Origin of the sequence: Corynebacterium sp. CCUG 71335 (genome assembly GCF_024454075.1) — a bacterium.
Lineage (GTDB): Bacteria > Actinomycetota > Actinomycetes > Mycobacteriales > Mycobacteriaceae > Corynebacterium > Corynebacterium genitalium.
This window is the reverse complement of record NZ_JAGPYY010000011.1, coordinates 43,193-58,536: the sequence shown is the minus strand read 5'-3', so window position 1 is coordinate 58,536 and position 15,344 is coordinate 43,193. Positions and strand designations below refer to the sequence as shown.

Below are 15,344 nucleotides of genomic sequence, written 5' to 3'. Positions count from 1 at the left end.
CGTGCCGCGTGGAGTCGGTTACTCCGCGTCGGGGTCCGTGGCCCGTAGTACCGCTAGTAGAAGAATGCGCTTTTGCATGACAGTCACTTTAAGCGAGCTTCACGTGACGCGCAACACATTTCGCCGATTCATATCCGCGCGCCACTCGCTTATCGACGCCCCCGCCCGCCGTTCTCCCATCTCAGCCCCTGTTTCTGCGGTCTCGGTTCTCGAGTAAAACTCTCGCAGAAAAGGCCCGAGAATGTTCCGTGGGGCGGGATGGGTGGCGTGGTTTCGGGCGAGTTAGAGCTGTGAGACCCGCTGGAGGAAGAGTGCCTCCGCCACGGCGACCCGCTCGATCTCGTACGGGTGCACCGATTCGTCCACGGAGTGGATGCCGGCTGCGTTGTCTTCCACGCCGAACATGGCGATGGCGGCGTCGGGGAAGTGCTTCTGCAACGTCGCCGTGAGCGGGATCGATCCGCCGGAGGCGACGACGGCCAGCTCGACGGCGGGGTCGTCCTCGGCGTAGGTCTCGCGGAGACACGCGCCAAGCAGCCCAATGGCCGGGCGGTCCGGGTCGGTGGCGAACCCGTGGTTGATGTCAAAGATCTCCACCTCCACATGCGCGCCCCACGGAGTGTGGTCGATCAGGTGTTGTTTCAGGGCCTCGGCGGCCTCGGCCGGATCCATCGTCGCGGGCACGCGCAGGTTGAGCTGCGCCTGCGCCTGGGGGACGATCGCGTTCACGGCTTGGTCCACCGGGGTGGAGGTGAAGCCAGTGACGCTCACGGCGGGGCGGGCCCATACGAGGTCGGAAGGCTGCTCGCCGGCCTCGGCATCGCCCATCAAGCCCACGCCGTCGAGGACGCCGCCGTCTTTGCGGAAGGTCTCGGCGGTGTACGGTTCACCCTCCCATGTCTGGGTGCAGTCGAGGCCGTCGATGACGGTCCGGCCGTGCTCGTCGCGAAGCGAATCCAACGTCCGGATCAGCGCCGCCACCGGGTCGGGTGCGGCCCCGCCGAAGGTGCCGGAGTGGATCGCGCCCTCCAAAGTCTTCATGGTCACGCGTACCTGGGCGCCGCCGCGCAGGGCGGTTGTCAGGGTGGGCGTGCCGACCGCAACGTTGCCAGAGTCAGCGATCAGGATGACGTCGGCGCGGAACAGGTCCGGCTTCTCATCGATCAGCTTCTCCAGGCCACCGCCGCCGAGTTCTTCCGAGCCTTCGACCACGACAAGCAGGTTCGCGTCGGTGCCGCCGGCGGCCTCGAGCATGCGCAGAGTCTCGAGGTGCATGGCGATGTTGCCTTTGCAGTCGGAAGCGCCGCGCCCGTACCAGCGGCCGTCGCGCGCGGTGAGGGTGAAGGGGTCGGAGGTCCAAGCGGCGGGGTCGCCGGCCGGGACGATGTCGTAGTGGGAGTACAGCAACACGGTCGGTGCACCATCGGCGCCGGCGCGGCGGCCGATAATGACGTCCGCATTATCGACGGTGGGGTGCCGCTCCACCTCAAAACCATGCTCGGCCACAGCGGCGGTGACCCAGTCCGCGGCGGCGGAGTGCTGGTCGGCCAGTTCCGGTGTGGAGTGCGGGGAATTGAACGACACGAGGCCGGACAGGTCCTTGAAGATCCGGTCGCGGTTGGGGACGAGCTGTGCTGTGGTGTTGTCGGTGTTCATGTTCGCGACCGTACTCGCGGTGCCGAGGGCGCGCGGCTTCCGCAATGCTTGCCGAGAAGTAGGTGCAGGCATGCCTGTGTCCACGGTGCGCGTTTGCGCGAACCGCGGCGCTGGAGCATGCGGGGTTGGGCGTGGCATCGGGAGAAGCGCTTCTCTATTCACGGGCATGGGTATGTGCTCGCGGTCTGGGCTGTTTTCGGGTGCGGGGTGGTGTGTTGTTTGGTGGGAATAGGGGTGGGTCGGGTCTGGTTTTGGGTGTGGGTGTTGTGGGCCCACTGGTGCCACTGCCGGTGTTGGTGGTGTTGGTGGTTCTGCGGCGGATGCGGTTGGCTGCGCAGTGGTGGGCGGGGTCTGTGGTGTTGAACTGCATGTGTGTAGCCCCGGGTGTGACAAGTCCTGCTTGTCCGGTGTCGGGGTCGTAGTCCATATGGCCTTTGCCCCAGGTGCCGTCACGGTTGTCGTTGTTGCATCTGTGGTGCTCGCGGCATAATCCGGTGAGGTTATCCATCGTGGTTAGACCACCGAGGATCCAGGCGAAGATGTGGTGGGCTTCGCATTCGGTCAGTGGTTTGCTGCATCCGGTCCAGGAGCAGACCCCTTGGACGGCGAGCATCGCGATGCGCTGCCCGATCGAAGCAGTGCGGGTTTTACCCATCGACAGCGGGACCGCGGTGACGGAGTCGAGCTGGAGGATGAAGTTCGCCTGGTCTGAATCAGCGGTGTCCAGGGTGCCCAGGCCGAGGCGGGCCATGTCGACGACATCAATGTCGATACCGGTGTTGGTGGCGAACAGGCCACCGCCGGCAGCGTAGCCGTCAGTATCGGCAAGGTCGTCCATTGTCATGGCGATGACGACAGATGCCGCACCACCGCTGAGCTTTTGCTGGCCTGATTCGAAAGCTTTGAGGATGGTGGTGAATTGGTCGTAGTGGCGTTGGGGTGGCGTGCGGTAATCCGTCACACCACCGGTTTCGCCGGTGCCATCATTACCGCGCTGAGCATCACCGGTGTTGGTGTGCGGGGCGAGTCCTTTATCCAGGTGCGCTTTGAATAGTGCGGTATCACCGGCGGTGGCGGTGATGGTGATCTCGTGGGTGCCGTCCGCTTTGCGGTGCCCGATGTGGACCGCGCGGTTGGCAAAGCCTGCGTTCGGGTTGTTTCGTGGGGCGTGCTTACGGTTGGCGGCGTCGACGTTGCGGCGCACGAACATCCGGAGGTCTTTTACGTCCCGGGTGGCGGCTTCATCCATGGCTTGGGCGTGGAGGCGGGTGCGTTCCCCGCGGGCGGGGGCAAGCAGCTTGTCGAGTTCGCGGCGGATGATGTTCTGCTTCTCCGCGGACACGCCAGCTGCTTTGGTGCGTGCTTCTTCTTGGCTGCGGCGGGCTTGCTCTTCAGCCTCACGGCGAGCGTGTTCGGTTTCCTGATTATCCGTGCCGAACTCGAGCTCAAACCCTGAACCACCGGAACCATCGTCGTCACCACCGGTGGCAGCCGGTTCAGGTGTCACTGGTGGGGCGAAGAGGTCGCGTCCGCGGGCGAGCCGGTCGTAGGCTTCCCCGGCCGAGAGGCCTAGTCGGGTGGTCAGGTAGGCGTTGGGGTGGACTGCCCCGACGAGTCGTCCGGCGTTGTCGCGGTCGCACAGGTAGGCGAATGAAGCGTCGATAAGCGCTTTGGCGTTAAGGTGCTCCTCGAGCTTTTCCATCTCGGCGGCCACATCATGCAGCGATAGTAGAGACGGGTCGGCGAACTCGTCGCGAAGCTGCGCTAAAGCATCGCCGATAGTGTTCACAAGCTGTGTGATGTGCCCCGTCATGGTCCCCTCCCCTCGATACTGTGTGCAGCGTATCAACCGTTGCCACCATTGTACCCACCCCTAAACCATGAACGCAAGACTGTTCGAAAATATTCATACGCATTCTTTCTGGGCCGGCCAGAGCTCAGGCGCAACCCAAGCACCACCCAAGCGGAGCTCGGCAGCAGACGCGAAAAAGCCAGACACCCATGTTCGCTCAAAGCGCACTCCACGCGCGGGCCCCGACGTTGCACTCCCTACCCCTGACTGCTAAAAATGGCTTTAGCACTCCCGCCAAGTGAGTGCTAAGAACGTCAATCCCGACCGGGATGAGGCTGGTCTGCGAAGGCAACAACGGAAGCGCCCGAGCAGCACTCGCCAGCCGTGCCGTCGCGGGCGCCGGGTTGGGACTTTGAGGCGTGAGAGTGGCGTCGTAAAGCAAAAAACAGCCACCTTAAAAAGAGGAGCAACAAACTCACATGGCAAAGATGATCGCATTCGATGAGGAAGCACGTCGCAGCCTCGAGCAGGGCCTGAACACCCTGGCTGACGCTGTGAAGGTGACGCTGGGCCCAAAGGGCCGCAACGTTGTCCTGGAGAAGTCCTGGGGCGCGCCGGCGATTACGAATGACGGCGTGACCATCGCGAAGGACATCGAGCTCGAGGATCCGTACGAGAAGATCGGTGCTGAGCTGGTCAAGGAAGTCGCCAAGAAGACTGATGACGTCGCTGGCGACGGCACCACCACCGCAACCGTGCTGGCTCAGGCGCTGGTCCGCGAGGGCCTGCGCAACGTCGCTGCCGGCTCCAACCCGATGGGCATCAAGCGCGGCATCCAGGCTGCGACCGAGAAGGTCTCCACCGTCCTGCTCGACTCCGCCAAGGAAGTCGAGACCGAGGAGGAGATCGCTAACACCGCCGGCATTTCCGCGTCTGACCCGGAGATCGGCAAGAAGATCGCCCAGGCGATGTACGCCGTCGGCAACGGCTCCGTGAACAAGGAGTCCGTGATCACCGTCGAGGAGTCCAACACGTTCGGCGTGGACCTCGAGGTCACCGAAGGTATGCGCTTCGACAAGGGCTACATCTCCGCCTACTTCGCCACCGACATGGAGCGCGGCGAAGCTGTCTTGGAGGATCCGTACATCCTTCTGGTGTCCGGCAAGATCTCCAACGTCAAGGAGCTGCTGCAGGTTCTGGAGCAGGTCATGCAGTCCGGCAAGCCGCTGCTGATCATCGCTGAGGATGTAGAGGGCGAGGCTCTGTCCACCCTCGTGGTCAACAAGATCCGCGGCACGTTCAAGTCGGTGGCTGTGAAGGCGCCGGGCTTCGGCGACCGTCGTAAAGCAATGCTGCAGGACATCGCGATCCTCACCGGCGGCCAGGTCATCTCGGAGGAGGTCGGCCTGTCGCTCGACACCGCTGATCTCTCCCTGCTCGGCCAGGCACGCAAGGTCGTTGTGACCAAGGACGACACCACCATCGTGCAGGGCGCTGGCGACCAGGCTCAGATTGAGGGCCGGGTGAAGCAGATCCGCGCTGAGATCGACAACTCTGACTCCGACTACGACCGCGAGAAGCTCCAGGAGCGCCTGGCTAAGCTCGCTGGCGGTGTCGCTGTGATCAAGGTTGGTGCCGCCACCGAGGTCGAGCTCAAGGAGCGCAAGCTGCGCATTGAGGACGCTGTCCGCAACGCCAAGGCTGCTGTCGAGGAGGGCATCGTCGCTGGCGGTGGCGTGGCCCTGCTGCAGGCATCCAAGGAGCTCGAGGGTGACCTTGGCCTCGAGGGTGACGAGGCTACCGGCGTGAAGATCGTCCGCGAAGCCCTCTCCGCTCCGTTGAAGCAGATCGCGCTCAACGCTGGCCTCGAGCCGGGTGTTGTCGCCGACAAGGTTGCTAACCTCCCCGCTGGCGAGGGCCTGAACGCCGCCACCGTTGAGTACGTCAACATGCTGGCCAACGGTATCGCCGACCCTGCGAAGGTCACCCGTTCCGCGCTGCAGAACGCCGCGTCCATCGCTGGCCTTTTCCTCACCACCGAGGCTGTCGTCGCGCAGAAGCCGGAGCCCGCAGCTCCCGCAATGGACCCAGAGGCCATGGGCGGCATGATGTAAGCGAGCTTGCTCGCTTATCGACGCCCCATCCCGCGTCCCTTTGAATCCCCACCCCTAGGCGCAAGCCTGGACGGTGGGGATTCTGCGTGCAACCAGCAGGTTTCCTAGGTCTCGTTTCGGCAACGCTGCGCTGTGAGCTCCCGTTGGGCCCAGGGCCTGTGTGGCTGGAGTAAAGCTGTGAGGCACCCCCGGAATAGGGGTGCCCAAACTTTTAGGAAAAGAATTTTCCTGCTGAATTCGGCATATCGAACGTCTTGTAAAACACGTTACAGACTGAGGGGTTGTTCGCCTAAAAGTAAATTTTTGACCGTCAAAATATGCAGGTAGTTTGACATAACCGCCATCACTTAACCAACTGTTAATGTTTTAAGGCGAGCTTAAGGAATAATGTGCTGGTCATGGCAATGAATTGCATGTGTTGACGGCTGTGAGATCTATGGCAATATTGCTCTTGTGACGCCCGACCGGGGTGTCTGAACACCAGAAACCTCATCCGGCGTCAGCCGGTGAACTCAAGGAGATTTTCACATGGACGTGAAGGAAATCATCACCCACCTGTCCAACTTCCAGGACACCTGGAAGGGCTGGGACAAGGTCATCAGCGGCCTGACCGACTTCTTCGGCGGCAACCCGATTCAGGACATCGCTGACCTCTTCGCTAACGACGCTGAGAAGCTGAAGGGCGCTTTCGAGCCGCTGTCTTCCCTGTCTTCTAACAACTAATTTCACCCACCAGCCCTAACACATCACAGGAGAAAAACAATGGAATTCTTCGCAGGTTCTTCCCAGTTCGCAGAGGGTCTCGGCAAGATCTGGGAGCCGATCTTCAAGTTCATCAAGCCGCTCGTCGACGCTGCTGAGGGTGCTGAGAAGCTCCTCAAGCTGCTCCCGTAGTAGCTTCCTTCCCGCCTGAGCGGGATTCACTAACCCTGTCGCTTCGGCGACAGGGTTTTTGCATTTTGACACCCAGCTCCTCAGGCTATTCATGCATGGCGGCTAATAGATGTGTCAGCAAACTCAAATTCATGCGACCGAATTTATAGATATGTCAATATCACCCAAACCAGGCAGCAGAACTGATAGAGGTATCAACTAACGTGCTGTAATAAATCCGCGCCTCGGTTCCACAGCTCCGCACGGTTCGCTGGGAATGAGATGGGGGCGTCGATAAGCGAAATGCATGCCGAGCGCTCCTGCCCGTGCGCGACTACACTCGACCGCATGGCAAACGATGATGACATGCCCATGATCGACCTGACGGAGACCGAGGGTTACTACGTCGACGATTCTGACGAAGATGACCCGGTGCTCCTCAAGGCGGACGGTACCCCGATTGAGACCTGGCGTGAGAACTACCCGTACGACGAGCGCATGAGCCGCGACGAGTACGAGAAGGTCAAGCGCGCTCTGCAGATTGAGTTGCTGAAGTGGCAGAACTGGACGAAGGATACCGGCCAGCGTCACATCATCATCTTCGAGGGCCGCGACGCAGCCGGTAAGGGCGGCACCATCAAGCGCTTCAATGAGCACCTCAACCCGCGTGGTGCGCGAACCGTGGCTCTGGAGAAGCCGAGCCCGCGCGAGTCCACCTCCTGGTACTTCCAGCGCTACATCCAGCACTTCCCGGCTGGCGGCGAGATCGTCTTCTTCGACCGCTCCTGGTACAACCGCTCCGGCGTTGAGCGCGTCATGGGCTTCTGCACCGAGTCGCAGCACGCCGAGTTCCTGCGCGAGGTGCCGATGCTGGAGAACATGATCCTCGGCTCCGGCATCTCCCTGACCAAGTTCTGGTTCTCGGTGACGAAGAAGGAGCAGCGCACCCGCTTCGCCATCCGCCAGGTCGACCCGGTGCGCCAGTGGAAGCTGTCGCCGATGGACCTCGCGTCCCTGGACAAGTGGGACGATTACACCCGCGCCAAGGAAGAGCAGTTCCGCTACACGGACACTGACGAGTCCCCCTGGATCACCATCAAGTCCAACGACAAGAAGCGCGCCCGCATCAACGCGATGCGCTACATCCTGTCCAAGTTTGAGTACACGAACAAGGATCACGATGTTGTGGGCGAACCGGACCCGTTGATCGTCAAGCGCGGCCGCGACCAGATCGGGGACTAATTTCCCATTGTGCGGACGGGCCGGGGGCTTTAGTCTCAAGGTGTGACTATTAGCGTCTCCCGCCCGGCACCGCGCGTCGCGCAACTCACCATTGACCGCGACGAAAAACGCAACGCGCTCAATACGGAAGTCTGCACCTTACTCGAGCGCGCGCTGAACGATTCGCTTATCGACGCCCGCGCCATCCTCATCACCGGCGCCGGCTCCGCCTTCTGCTCCGGCGCGGATCTGAGCGGCGGGGATGTTGGCGAGTTCTACCCCCCGATGGAGTCGCTCTTCATGTCGATCCGCCGCGCACCCGTTCCCGTCATCGCCTACGTGAATGGCCCCGCGATCGGGGCGGGGGCGATGCTCGCCGCCGTGTGTGACCTGCGGGTCGTGTCTCCGACCGCGCGGTTCATGGTCCCGGTGGCCGACATGGCGATCGGCGTCAACGACGTCCTGGTGAAGTCCTTTGAACTTCAGATGGGCGGATCATGGGCGCGGGCGATGCTGCTCGCCGGCGCGAGTATGTCCGCCGCCGACGCGGAGGCCACAGGTTTCGCTGTGCGGCCGTCGATGTTCCCGCGGCTTGAGCTCCCGGGCGTGGGGAGCGAGGCCCATGATTCCGCCGAGTTCGCCGTCGCTCTTGCAGAGCTATGCGCGGGCAAGGCGCCGCTGACGTTGCGGAACGTGAAGATGGAGTTCGCGCACGCGTCAGGCGAGCCGTTCAGTGAGGACGAGTTGGAGTCCGCCCGCCAAGCCCCCTGGGATTCGGCAGATATCCGCGAAGCCGCTCAGGCTGTGGCCGAGAAGCGCACCCCTGAGTTCCGAGGCGAGTAGCGGCTTCCTGAGTAGCGGCCTATTCAGTCGTGGCACCTGCTCCAGCGGGCACAGGAGCATCGTGCCCATTGAGAATGGCTTTGGTGAGTTTGCGGAGGTGTTTGAGCTGCTTGTTGGAAGCGTCGTCAAGCGCGCGCTCTTCCGCGGAAGCCACTAGTGATGCGAGATCGGTCTGGATCTTGCGCCCCTTCTTCGTGGGGATGATGATCTGACGGCGACGATCCTTGGCGTCGCGCTCGCGGGCGACCCAACCGTGCGTTTCCAGCGAATCGATCAGGCGGACCATGTCGGAAGCGTCGATCGCGAGAAGTTCCGACAGCTGCGTCTGGCTGGCAGCGTGCGTCATCGTGCAGGTGAGAACCCAAAACTCGCGCATGGTCGTGCCGCGCTTGGTCAGCTCGGTCTCCACCGTGTCTTTAGTCGCGCGGCGGATGCGTTCGATTTGGAAAGACGGCGACTGCAGCAAAGCGTCAGGAAGGTCGAGCGATTCGGGCATGTACCCAATCTAGCATCCGTGGGGTACGCCCATCGTTGAAGTGGGGGACTAACGGGGAGCTGCACGCCGGGGCGGCGCTTAGCTAGATGCAAGTGACTAGATTGTTCGTTTTTCGGCACAGAAACCGACGTTCTAGTCGTCTGGAACTAGCTAACCGAAGATGGGAGGGGCTACTCGGTGGGCAGGCCAGCGTTGACCCATGCCTGTGTGCCGCCGAGGACGTTGTAGACATCCGCGCCGAAGATCTCCTCGAGGTACTGGGACGCCTCAACGGAACGGCCGCCGGACCGGCAGATTACGTAGACGGGCTCGGTCGTGTCGATCTGCTGCGCCAGCACGGCGAAGTTGGACAGGGGCAGGTTGACGGCGCCGGCGGCGTGGGTGTCGGCGAATTCGTCGGGCTCGCGGACGTCGATAAGCTGTGCGTCGTTGGGGACATCGGTGACCTGAACTGACTGCATGCGCCCAGTGTAGATGTAAAGTTCCCTGTATGACTGGGCAGCGTAACGACGACCGCCGGCGCAAGCCGGTGCAGCCGCGGCCCGCTCCACCCCCGCGCAAGTACCCGCCGAAGCCGATGTGGGTGTACAAAATGCGGCGCTGGGGGGCCGTGCTCATCCTCCTCTTCCTTGTCGTTGCGTTCATCCGCGCTTGCGTGCCGAGTGAGCACGACCGCGAGATGAAAGCGTGGCAAGAGCAGTCGCAAATACCGTCCGTGGTTCAGGAAAACCAGGTGACGGATGAGGATATCCCGGTGTCGCGACCTGTTGAGATGACCATTCCCTCCATCGGTTTGAACGCCAATTTTGAGGAAGCCGATTGTCGATTCATGGATGGGGCCATCGATCCTGCATCCCTCACCGAAGCCTGTGCGTTCACTGCGGAGGACAAACCCTACTCGCTGCCGGGCACGAACGCCGATGACATTGTGGTCATCGCCGGACACGCGGCGGCCGGCGTGCCCGCGGTCTTCGACGCACTCTATGACGTGCGAGCCGACCGTCACACCGTCGCTCCCGGCGACGCGCTATATCTGCGTACCGAGGAATCGGGTGACAAATGGTTGAAATACCAGGCGACCGACCTCCACAGCCCGGAGAAAGAAGGGCTGTCTCAAGCTGCGGAGATCTGGGGCGACGCGCCAATGCCAGGACGGCTGTTGACTATCTCCTGTGTGCAACCAAACAATCCGTTCCAGCAATCAACGCGTAATGCGGTGGTGGGGTGGCAACTTCAAGAGGTTGTGACCGGAGAAAATGTGCGCGCATAGTGCGCACGGGGGCATTAGGGGTTAATGTGGTAGCTGAGAAATTGATTAGAAGCTGGAGGAACTATGCGTCGCACCACCATCCGCTCCGCTATCGCTCCCTTTCTAGTGGCAGGCGCACTGGCACTCGCCGTCGGCCAGGGTGCCGTGGCCGAAGAGTCCCGTTCAGTCACCGATACTCTTGGCCTTCTGCCCCTGACACTCGAGCTCGACGGTGAAGAGTGGCACTTGAACAAGGACGGGTCCACTTACCTTCTCGATGCCAAGCGCGTGAATGAAGAGCCGACATCAGCGGAGCGTAAAGCTTCTGAGCGAGTGCTCAACGCTAATGCCGACGAGGTTCTTGAGCAGGCAAAGCGAGCCCAGGAACACTTCGAAAAAATGGAAGATCCCAATTACCCGGGCGAGGCCACTGACCCGCTGGCTGCGGAAACAGCGGGCGTTCGCGTTGTGGGCGAAGATGACAAGCCCACCACCGACCGCGGTGTCAACGCGCAGACCGGTTCCAATGACGCTGCTCAAGCGATGGTCGCTGTGCTAGTCGCGGTGATGATGGGATCTGCCGGGTACTACTCCGGGCGTAGAGCTCGCGCCTAGCGCTTGATGAGAAGAGGGGCTCAGCCACTGCGGCTGAGCCCCTTCTCGGCTTTAGGCCCTTAGGTTTAACCCTTGTAGTTGGCGATGGCTGCCTCGAGGATCTTCTCCGCCTCAGCCTTGTCGCCCCAGCCGGAACCGGTGACGTCCTTGTTGGGCTCCAAGTCCTTGTAGTGGACGAAGAAGTGCTCGATCTCGTCCTTCAGGAAGTCGGAAACGTCGTTGATGTCCTGGTAGTTGTCGTAGCGGACGTCGTCAAGCACGCAGAGCAACTTGTCGTCGCCGCCAGCCTCATCGGTCATCTTGAACACGCCGAGCGGGCGAGCCTTGACAATGACACCCGGGAAAACCGGCTCCGGAGTGATTACGAGGGCATCCAACGGGTCACCGTCATCACCCAGGGTGTGGTCGATGTAGCCGTAGTCGAGCGGGTAGGCCATGGACGTGAACAGGTATCGGTCAAGGAAGACCTTGCCAGTCTCGTGGTCGACCTCGTACTTATTGCGGGAACCCTTCGGGATCTCGATGGTCACTTCAGCCATGGTTGCTCCTTGGTGGTGCTTGATCGGTTTTACGTCCACCATCGTAGCGCGCCCCATTCGTGTGGCTGTTAAGTGCAGTCGCTGATAGCCACTCTCACCGGCTAACCCCAAAAGAGGGACCCGACTACGTCCAAACGGGTTAGTTGATCCTTCAAAGTTGACGCGTTAAGTAATGGGTTTAATATGTGTGTTTGCTCGGAGAGTCCGGGGAGATAGCTGTCAACTGCATTGTCTCTCAAAAGTATTCTTCACAGGAGCACATGCCCGCAAGGGCGCTAGGAACCATCCCACATTTGGGTATAAGCGGGAGCATTCTTTGTTCAAGCTCGTTGAACTTCCTGGCACCGCCTGCCGCCGGCAAGCCTGCTGGGCGGCACACAACTAACGTCTCTGAAAGGCAGACACACATGGCAAACACCTTCACCAAGAAGACCGCCGCGATCGCCCTTGCGGCAGGCTTGGCATTCTCCGGCTCCGCCGGGGCAGTTTTTGCGCCGGTAGCGCAGGCGCAGCAGCTGTCCGATCTTAAGGATGAGAACGGTCAGCCGAAGACAGACAATACGATCATCGTCCACAAGCGTGCCGGTACCGAAACCGGTACCCCGAATGCAGACGGTTCTGCTTCCAATGCCCCGGGCGATCCGCTTGATGGTGCTGAATTCAAGATCGAGCGTGTCAAGATCGACATGACCACTGATGAGGGCTTCGCTAACGCTGTTAAGCTGCAGACCACTAAGGACGGCGTGAATCGTACCGAGCTGAACAAATACGGCACCGAGCCTGTTGATGGCTACCAAAATGCAGTGGCGACTCAGGGCGGTAACGTGGCTTTCGAGAATCTTCCTGCAGGTGCGTACCTGATCACCGAGACGAAGACTCCGGCTGGTTACATCAACTCGGCTCCGTTCATCGTTTTCGCCCCGATGCCGGATGCAACCAATAAGACGTGGAACAAGACTGTCCACGCCTACCCAAAGAACACCACCACGAAGACCGAGAAGACGGTTGTCGATGCGAACCAGCACCCGGTTGACGGCGACCACGCGGTGACCTACACCATTAACGCGACCGCACCGACCCCTCCGGCAGGGCGTGAGGTGACCTCCTTCAGCGTGCGTGACTACCACAAGGCCGATGAGTTCGACTCGCTCGACGTCACCGAGGTGCGTGTTGACGGCACGCCGCTGAATGGCGGCTGGTCCGCAGCTGCTGCGCCTATGACTGACGCAGAGAAGGCCCGCATCAACGCTGCTGATGAACAGGGTAATACTCCGGACGCCGACACCAAGATCGTTGTCAACTTCACCGGAGAAGGCCTGGCTACGATCAAGAACAACCCGGGCGCGAAGGTTGAGGTTGTGCTCAGCGGTAAGATCTCCAAGACCGCGGCACAGAACGCAGACGGCAAGGGCTTGAAGGACGGCGAGGTCATCAACAGCGCCGACACTGGCGGTACTACGAGGCCGACGGGTGGCAGCGAGAACGAGGACGAGCCGTTCGACACTCCGCCGTCCAAGACCAAGAGCTACTTCGGCGCAGTTCAGATCGTCAAGACCGGTGAGAACCAGGAGAAGCTCGAGGGCGCCAAGTTCGAGCTGCACAAGCTCTCTGGCGAGAACGCCACATGCGCGGCCGCTGACCTTAACGACGGCAACAAGGTGAACACTGGTGAATTGGTCACCGATGCTCAGGGCAAGTTCGTGATCAATTCTCTGCACGTCACCGATCTGCAGAACAACACTGAGACCATCACCGACACCTACTGCCTGAAGGAGACTGAGGCTCCGTCCGGTTACACCAAGTTGGTGAAGCCGATTGAGCTCAAACTCGCTGTTTCTGAGGTTAAGGGTGCCGCAACGAGTGAGACTGACGGCGGAACCACGTACGTCTTCAACAAGTCGGCGACTGTTGAGAACGTCAAGCGTGGCATCCCGCAGCTGCCGAGCACCGGTGGCATGGGTGTCATCGCCCTGATCCTGGCTGGTCTGGCACTTCTGGGTGGCGGTGCTTACGCCGCACGCCGCAAGACTGCCTAAGTGCTAGGTAATTCAACCCCAACAGGGATCACTGAGAAACCTGTTGCCCCCGCCGGACTTTGAGGGGTCGGGCGGGGGTGGGCGCACCCACGTGGGGAGGCGTCGATAAGCGAAAACAAAGTATCCCCACCCATTTTCTGGAAGGAGAGTCAATGTCCTCGCTGGCACCGGTCGATTCAGGCCAGCCGGAAAGCGGCGCACCCCAGGAAGGCGCGGCCACGCCGGCAGCAAGCCGCCGCGTACTCATGCCGCTGCTCATCATGCTGCTCGGACTCGCGGTACTGTTGTACCCAGTTTTCGCGACGCAATGGAACAACTGGCTGCAGCAGCGCGCCGTCGATGAGTACCAAAGCGACATTCAGGACGGTGAACAGGAGGACCCGGGTGCCATGGAGCGCGCCCTCGAATCCGCCCGCTACTACAATGAGACGCACACCGACGGGCCAATCCTCGACCCGTGGCTCGCGCGCATTTCCAAAGACAACGTCGAGTACCAGGACTATCTGAAGGAACTCAGCGGTTACCCGGCCATGTCCCAGGTCGCTATCCCGGCGATTGACTCTAACCTGCCGGTGTATCACGGCAGTTCTGAAGAGGTGCTGCAAAAGGGCATCGGCCACCTTTTCGGCTCCGCGCTTCCAATCGGCGGGGAAGGCAACCACACCGTGCTGACGGGCCACACCGGCCTGACCAACGCGACGCTCTGGGACAACCTCATCGACGTCAAGGAAGGCGACGCGATCTACATCAACACCTTCGGACGCGCGATGAAGTATGAGGTCCACGACATCGAAGTTGTTCTGCCGGACGAAACCGACAGTTTGAAAGCGCGCGACGGGGAGGATCTGGTGACGCTGATCACCTGTACCCCGTACGGCGTCAACACGCACCGGCTGCTCGTGCATGCACACCGAGTACCGATGGATCCGTCGGAAGAGAATGTGTTCGACAAGTCGACCAAGCTCATGCAGTGGTGGATGTGGCTCATCCTCGCGATCGCGGCCGCAGCACTGATCGGAATCATCTGGTGGCTGCGTAAGCAAAAGCAGGCTGCAAATGCTGAAACTGACGTCGAAGGTGAGTCGGACGATGAAGTCTAGAGGGGTGGCGCTCGGCGCCGCCGTGATGATCGTGCTGGGCGCGATGTCCAGCGGGGTCGCGGAGGCGCAGATTCGACCTGTGACGGGCAACGATCGGACTCTGAACGGATCGCAGGTCAGCGCCGATGAACGGATGACGCTTGAAGTGCGCAAGAAGGGGTTCAACGCCTTCGATGATCCAGTCCCCGGAGCGCTCCCTCCAGGCGATCTCACCGGCATCACCTTCGTGCTTTACCAGGCGCCTGATTTCGATGTGACTACGGATGAGGGGCGCAAAGAAGCCAGCCGCGTCCGCTCCCAAGAAGAATGGGATGCGATCAACCGTTACGAGGTCGCGAGGGAGAAAACGAACGCTCATCGCGTCGCGACGTTCACGGACCTCAAACCCGGCCTGTACCTCCTCGAAGAGATCCGGCCGGACACCGAGCACAACTATCTCACCTCGTCGCCGCGCTGGGTCGTGCTCCCGGTGGCCGACGCTATGGGGGAGGAGTTCGAGCACGAGAACATTGTCGTCGTGAAGCCGGCGCCCACCTCGACTCCTCCACCAGTGGTGCCTCCGACAACGACGACACCGTCCACAACGACCACAGGTGCACCGCCACCGAGCAAGACCCCCACAACTTCAACCAGCCCAGTTCCGGGACAGCCGCCGGAGGAACCGTCTGAAGACGGGCCTAAGCTGCCGCGAGGGGTAGGAGCATCGACCGGCGCGAACGTTGTGCTCAGCATCATTGCCGGCCTGATTCTCATCGGTCTCGGAGTTTTCATGACAAAGAGGAAGAAGCGCAGTTGAAGAACCTTTGCCGA

15 protein-coding genes are annotated in these 15,344 nt (G+C 61.2%); 10 read left to right on the top strand and 5 right to left on the bottom strand.

What is annotated here, in order from left to right:
- Window positions 1-282: 282 nt before the first annotated feature.
- Entirely contained in the window at window positions 283-1,656 is a 1,374-nt protein-coding gene (locus tag KBX19_RS08750; RefSeq protein WP_255998458.1) for a M20/M25/M40 family metallo-hydrolase, read from the bottom strand.
- A 154-nt stretch (window positions 1,657-1,810) separates the two neighbouring features.
- On the bottom strand, window positions 1,811-3,469 hold the full coding sequence (locus KBX19_RS08745) for an HNH endonuclease (protein ID WP_255998457.1): 1,659 nt from the start codon (window positions 3,467-3,469) through the stop codon (window positions 1,811-1,813).
- Window positions 3,470-3,927: 458 nt separating this feature from the next.
- Between KBX19_RS08745 and groL the strand changes: the two genes are divergently transcribed.
- The 5 genes from groL to KBX19_RS08720 all read left to right on the top strand — a co-directional run bounded on the left by groL (window position 3,928) and on the right by KBX19_RS08720 (window position 8,499).
- Entirely contained in the window at window positions 3,928-5,562 is a 1,635-nt protein-coding gene (gene groL / locus KBX19_RS08740; protein ID WP_255998456.1) for a chaperonin GroEL, read from the top strand.
- Window positions 5,563-6,090: 528 nt separating this feature from the next.
- Entirely contained in the window at window positions 6,091-6,285 is a 195-nt protein-coding gene (locus KBX19_RS08735; protein ID WP_005288449.1) for a hypothetical protein, read from the top strand.
- 39 nt (window positions 6,286-6,324) lie between these two features.
- Window positions 6,325-6,456, top strand: coding sequence for a hypothetical protein (locus KBX19_RS08730; RefSeq protein WP_005288450.1), 132 nt, complete (start codon window positions 6,325-6,327; stop codon window positions 6,454-6,456).
- A 327-nt stretch (window positions 6,457-6,783) separates the two neighbouring features.
- The gene (gene ppk2, locus KBX19_RS08725) at window positions 6,784-7,677 is read left to right on the top strand and encodes a polyphosphate kinase 2 (RefSeq protein ID WP_040424180.1); all 894 of its coding nucleotides are present in this window, start codon (window positions 6,784-6,786) and stop codon (window positions 7,675-7,677) included.
- 42 nt (window positions 7,678-7,719) lie between these two features.
- Window positions 7,720-8,499: an enoyl-CoA hydratase-related protein gene (locus KBX19_RS08720; RefSeq protein WP_255998455.1), complete on the top strand. Its 780-nt coding sequence runs from the start codon at window positions 7,720-7,722 to the stop codon at window positions 8,497-8,499.
- Between the two features lie 19 nt (window positions 8,500-8,518).
- Here the strand turns inward: KBX19_RS08720 and KBX19_RS08715 are convergent, their stop codons facing one another.
- Together KBX19_RS08715 and KBX19_RS08710 are read right to left on the bottom strand one after the other, a co-directional pair.
- Window positions 8,519-8,995 carry a MarR family winged helix-turn-helix transcriptional regulator gene (locus KBX19_RS08715; RefSeq protein ID WP_255998453.1) on the bottom strand — a complete coding sequence of 159 codons (477 nt, stop codon included), beginning with the start codon at window positions 8,993-8,995 and terminating at the stop codon, window positions 8,519-8,521.
- A gap of 170 nt (window positions 8,996-9,165) precedes the next feature.
- Window positions 9,166-9,456: a rhodanese-like domain-containing protein gene (locus KBX19_RS08710; RefSeq protein WP_005288488.1), complete on the bottom strand. Its 291-nt coding sequence runs from the start codon at window positions 9,454-9,456 to the stop codon at window positions 9,166-9,168.
- A gap of 29 nt (window positions 9,457-9,485) precedes the next feature.
- Here KBX19_RS08710 and KBX19_RS08705 point away from each other — a divergent pair, with 29 nt between their 5' ends.
- Together KBX19_RS08705 and KBX19_RS08700 are read left to right on the top strand one after the other, a co-directional pair.
- Entirely contained in the window at window positions 9,486-10,265 is a 780-nt protein-coding gene (locus tag KBX19_RS08705) for a hypothetical protein (protein ID WP_255998451.1), read from the top strand.
- 63 nt (window positions 10,266-10,328) lie between these two features.
- Window positions 10,329-10,859 (top strand): hypothetical protein, encoded by a 531-nt coding sequence (locus KBX19_RS08700; RefSeq protein ID WP_255998449.1) that lies wholly within the window; start codon window positions 10,329-10,331, stop codon window positions 10,857-10,859.
- A 65-nt stretch (window positions 10,860-10,924) separates the two neighbouring features.
- Here KBX19_RS08700 and KBX19_RS08695 read toward each other — a convergent pair whose 3' ends face one another.
- A complete protein-coding gene (locus KBX19_RS08695) occupies window positions 10,925-11,398 on the bottom strand; it encodes an inorganic diphosphatase (protein ID WP_255998447.1) in 474 nt (157 codons plus the stop codon).
- Between the two features lie 407 nt (window positions 11,399-11,805).
- On the opposite strand from KBX19_RS08695, the gene KBX19_RS08690 reads away from it, so the two are divergent.
- The 3 genes from KBX19_RS08690 (at window position 11,806) to KBX19_RS08680 (ending at window position 15,330) form a co-directional block, all read left to right on the top strand.
- The gene (locus tag KBX19_RS08690; protein ID WP_255998446.1) at window positions 11,806-13,434 is read left to right on the top strand and encodes a SpaH/EbpB family LPXTG-anchored major pilin; all 1,629 of its coding nucleotides are present in this window, start codon (window positions 11,806-11,808) and stop codon (window positions 13,432-13,434) included.
- Between the two features lie 152 nt (window positions 13,435-13,586).
- Window positions 13,587-14,534: a class C sortase gene (locus tag KBX19_RS08685; RefSeq protein ID WP_255998445.1), complete on the top strand. Its 948-nt coding sequence runs from the start codon at window positions 13,587-13,589 to the stop codon at window positions 14,532-14,534.
- Window positions 14,524-15,330, top strand: coding sequence for an LPXTG cell wall anchor domain-containing protein (locus KBX19_RS08680; RefSeq protein WP_005288500.1), 807 nt, complete (start codon window positions 14,524-14,526; stop codon window positions 15,328-15,330). Before KBX19_RS08685 ends, KBX19_RS08680 begins: the two co-directional genes overlap by 11 nt.
- The last annotated feature ends 14 nt before the right edge of the window (window positions 15,331-15,344 follow it).

Bases quoted from the DNA above. Each gene is read 5' to 3' on its own strand.
- KBX19_RS08745 (WP_255998457.1), bottom strand. From the start codon at position 3,469: ATGACGGGGCACATCACACAGCTTGTGAACACTATCGGCGATGCTTTA.
- ppk2 (WP_040424180.1), top strand. From the start codon at position 6,784: ATGGCAAACGATGATGACATGCCCATGATCGACCTGACGGAGACCGAG.
- KBX19_RS08705 (WP_255998451.1), top strand. From the start codon at position 9,486: ATGACTGGGCAGCGTAACGACGACCGCCGGCGCAAGCCGGTGCAGCCG.
- KBX19_RS08700 (WP_255998449.1), top strand. From the start codon at position 10,329: ATGCGTCGCACCACCATCCGCTCCGCTATCGCTCCCTTTCTAGTGGCA.
- KBX19_RS08685 (WP_255998445.1), top strand. From the start codon at position 13,587: ATGTCCTCGCTGGCACCGGTCGATTCAGGCCAGCCGGAAAGCGGCGCA.
- KBX19_RS08680 (WP_005288500.1), top strand. From the start codon at position 14,524: ATGAAGTCTAGAGGGGTGGCGCTCGGCGCCGCCGTGATGATCGTGCTG.
- KBX19_RS08735 (WP_005288449.1), top strand. From the start codon at position 6,091: ATGGACGTGAAGGAAATCATCACCCACCTGTCCAACTTCCAGGACACC.
- KBX19_RS08730 (WP_005288450.1), top strand. From the start codon at position 6,325: ATGGAATTCTTCGCAGGTTCTTCCCAGTTCGCAGAGGGTCTCGGCAAG.
- KBX19_RS08690 (WP_255998446.1), top strand. From the start codon at position 11,806: ATGGCAAACACCTTCACCAAGAAGACCGCCGCGATCGCCCTTGCGGCA.
- KBX19_RS08695 (WP_255998447.1), bottom strand. From the start codon at position 11,398: ATGGCTGAAGTGACCATCGAGATCCCGAAGGGTTCCCGCAATAAGTAC.
- KBX19_RS08710 (WP_005288488.1), bottom strand. From the start codon at position 9,456: ATGCAGTCAGTTCAGGTCACCGATGTCCCCAACGACGCACAGCTTATC.
- KBX19_RS08750 (WP_255998458.1), bottom strand. From the start codon at position 1,656: ATGAACACCGACAACACCACAGCACAGCTCGTCCCCAACCGCGACCGG.
- KBX19_RS08715 (WP_255998453.1), bottom strand. From the start codon at position 8,995: ATGCCCGAATCGCTCGACCTTCCTGACGCTTTGCTGCAGTCGCCGTCT.
- groL (WP_255998456.1), top strand. From the start codon at position 3,928: ATGGCAAAGATGATCGCATTCGATGAGGAAGCACGTCGCAGCCTCGAG.